Source organism: Frankia sp. AgKG'84/4 (assembly GCF_023242965.2).
Lineage (GTDB): Bacteria > Actinomycetota > Actinomycetes > Frankiales > Frankiaceae > Frankia.
Genome location: NZ_JALKFU020000599.1, coordinates 1 through 3,138 on the forward strand (window position 1 = coordinate 1; position 3,138 = coordinate 3,138).

3 protein-coding genes and 1 pseudogene are annotated in these 3,138 nt (G+C 70.5%); 3 read left to right on the forward strand and 1 reads right to left on the reverse strand.

All coding sequences use genetic code 11. The features are described from left to right. On the forward strand, positions 1 to 1,148 hold a 1,148-nt coding region (locus tag MXD58_RS23765), incomplete at its 5' end, for a TolB family protein (RefSeq protein WP_374616574.1). 152 nt (positions 1,149 to 1,300) lie between these two features. Here MXD58_RS23765 and MXD58_RS23770 read toward each other — a convergent pair. Beyond that, a complete protein-coding gene (locus tag MXD58_RS23770) occupies positions 1,301 to 1,690 on the reverse strand; it encodes an NUDIX hydrolase (protein WP_248839184.1) in 390 nt (129 codons plus the stop codon). Positions 1,691 to 2,106: 416 nt separating this feature from the next. Between MXD58_RS23770 and MXD58_RS31260 the strand changes: the two are divergent. Further along, positions 2,107 to 2,220, forward strand: a pseudogene (locus MXD58_RS31260) (type IV toxin-antitoxin system AbiEi family antitoxin domain-containing protein); the annotation flags it as partial. Between the two features lie 90 nt (positions 2,221 to 2,310). Beyond that, positions 2,311 to 3,060, forward strand: coding sequence for an endonuclease domain-containing protein (locus MXD58_RS23775; RefSeq protein ID WP_250609956.1), 750 nt, complete (start codon positions 2,311 to 2,313; stop codon positions 3,058 to 3,060). Positions 3,061 to 3,138 lie beyond the last annotated feature (78 nt).

Genomic DNA, 3,138 nt, shown 5'->3' on the forward strand with positions numbered 1-3,138 from the left:
CCATCGGCGGCCAGTCCCCCACCCACGCAGGCGGCCCCGGCAGCACCGGCCCCTACGGCAATGCCGCCCAGCCAGGCGGCCCCGACGACCGCCGCCGCTCGAAGAACCGCACACCGCTGCTCATCGGCGGCGCCATCGTCGCCGTCGGCGCCATCCTCGCCACCGCCCTCACCCTGAGCTCCGGCGGCGACGACAAGAACACCGCCGCCGGCACCGCCGCCACCGCGACAGCCACCGCCCCCGCCGCGGCAGGCACCCTCCCCGCCTCCGCCCAACCCCTCGGCGAAGACAGGATCGTCTACACGGCCAAGAAGAACGGCAACTACGACCTGTACTCCGCCGCTGTCCCGGCGAGCGGCCTCATCACCGACGTGAAGCGGATCACCAGCACCCCGGGCAACGAGGTCCTCCCCGTCATCCGGCCCGGCCGCAAGACCGTCGTCTACTTCACCAAGGACAGCGACGGCGCCAACCGGTACATGGCGATCGCCGCCGACGGCAAGAGCAAGCCGGTTTCGCTGTTCGCCACCGGCGAGGCCGCCAATCTGACGATCCCGAACGACTCTCGGCCGTCCTTCTCCCCGGATGGCGGCTCCGTCGTCACCCGCTCCACCACAGACGGCACCAGTGGCCCCATCCCCGGCCTCTACACCGTGAACCTCAAGACATCCAAGGTCTCGCAGATCAAGAACGCCGCCGCCCAGGCCACCGATCCAGCCTGGTCTCCCAGCGGGGACAAGATCGCCTACTGGGCGAACGCGACAGGCGGCGATCGAGGCTTCATCGTCATCATCGGGCCGCAGGACGGCGCCCAGCCCATCCGGCTCACCGAGGGCCAGGGCAATGGCGACTCCGACCCGGCCTGGTCCCCGGACGGTGGAAAGATCGCCTTCAGTCGCGCTGCCGGCGGCGACCTCGAGATCTTCGAGATGAACTCGGACGGCAGTTCGATCCAGCAACTCACCCAGGCCAAGGGCGACGACCAGGACCCGACCTTCGCGGCCGACGGCCAACTCGTCTTCAGCGCCCAGCGGGAGGGCGAGGGAAAGCAGCTCCACGTCCTCAACCCGCAGGACCCCGCCGCCACCGACCACGCGATCACGACGGGCGGCGACCAGCCCGCCCACGTCCGCTGGAACGCCGGCTGACCCACGTGCCGGATCCGGTCGCGCCCCTCCCAGCGGGGACGCCGTTGTCCCGGCCGCTTCGCTGACCGCCGGGCCGTCCGGACCCGCACACGGCGATGTTCGCCGGCAGCCGGCCGGCTTCGGCGCCAGCGCGGGTCCAGCTTCACGGTTCGTCAGCGCAGGGCGGCGCGGGCGAGGCGACCCAGCATCAGGTCGAGTATTTGGACGCGGCCGTCGATCGGTCGGATGCCGTCCCACCAGGTGATCGCGGCGATCTCCGCGTTCGGAGTGAAGACGCCGGCGGGCTCGGCACGACCGGCGAAGATCGCGGCGTCCTCGACGCGTCGGGGAGCCTGGAGGACAAACCTCGCCCGACCGGCGAGGACCAGGTCAGCCATTTCGTAACCGGACTCCTCACGCAGCTCCCGCACGGCCGCCTGCCGCGGTGTCTCCTCCGGCTCGATCCCGCCGCCGGGCAGCTCCCAGCGATGCCGGTACCGGTCGAAGACAAGCAGCAGCTCATCGCCGTGCCATAGCGCGACCAGCGCGGCGGGCAGCGGCACCTTCCACGGTGATGCGACATCCGTGGGAGCCGCGACCGCCGCGGCGGGAGCCCGCAGGCGAGAGCGTCTTCGGGGACATCTTGTTCAAAGGCGAGCAGCTGGTTTCCCTCGTCGTCCTCGGCCAGCACGCCAACAGTGTTGGCGACGCATGCCTGACGGATCAAATGCATTCTCCCGCAGAGAGCTCTTATCGCCCGCGCGGATCCGGCTCGGCATGCCAGCCATGGTGATCCTGCGGGGTTGCCACAGGTCGGCCGGCGGCCGGCGCCAGAACGATGTCTGTCAAGGCTCCCCGAAGACTCTTCCTGGAGGCGGCGAGACAGGGCGGGCCAGGGTGATGCGGGCCGCCGCTACAGTTATCCACAGGACGGCCACCGGATCGTCTCCAACGGCCGATTCGAGCCGAGACTTGCCGAATGGATGCCCACGACAAGGTCATCGCGCTGGCCCGCCGTCAGGACGATGTCCTCACCCGGCGACAGGCGCGCCAGCTCGGCATGTCGGACGCGGCGATCGCCCGGCGGCGGCGTGACCAGGGCTGGACATCGCCGATTCGCGGCACTCTGACCGTTCCGCCTGTCCGTGACGAGCTGCGGGCCCGCGCACGAGCGGTGGTCGCCATGGTCGGCGGCACGATCTGTGGGCTCACCGCCGCCCGCCTGCACCGGATGCCCGGCCTGCTGGCGCACGAGGCGCAGGAGTCCGTCGATGTCGCGGACAACAATGAGGGCCACCACCGGCGACGGAATGGCTATGTCCGGCGCTGCCTGGCTCTGCACCCGTCGGACATCGTCGATCTCGGCGGAATCCCCACGACCTCGGTGCCTCGGACGCTGGAGGACATGGCGTTGCTGTCCGACCGGGAGTCGTTCGTGTGCGTCGTCGATGGCATGCTTCATCAGCTACGTCTGAGCAAGGGCGGCCTGGCCGGATTACGCGCACGGGTGGAGGCTCGGCGGAACGGTCACAGGGCTCGGTCCTGGTGGCCGCTGATCGATGGACGGTCGGAATCGCCGCTTGAGACGCGGTTGCGCTTGCTTCTGGGTGACGGCGGACTGCCGCCCGAGGAGATCCAGTGGCCGGTCTTTGATCCAGTGACCGGCCGTCCGATTGCCAGAGTCGACTTCGCCTGGCCAGCGTCGCGGCTGGCGGTCGAGGCCGACGGCGTCGGTGTCCATAGCGAGCCTGCGGCGCTCTATCGCGACCGTGTCCGCCAGAACTCTCTCGTTCGGCTCGGCTGGCACGTGCTGCGGTTCACGTGGCGCGACGTGGTCGCCGATGGACCACGGATCATGGCGCTCGTCGGCTCCGCGCTGCGCGACCTGGGCCGGGCACGGGCGTGGGAGAGCGACTTCGGGCCGCTTCTGTAGGGCTCCGCGCCCGATTTGCCCCTACAGAAGCGGCCGCAACCCCGCTCCCCCGCCGCCGCCCCGCCAGCGGCGGGGCGG

Coding starts and splice junctions, on each gene's coding strand:
- MXD58_RS23775 (WP_250609956.1), top strand. CDS start 2,311: ATGGTCGGCGGCACGATCTGTGGGCTCACCGCCGCCCGCCTGCACCGG.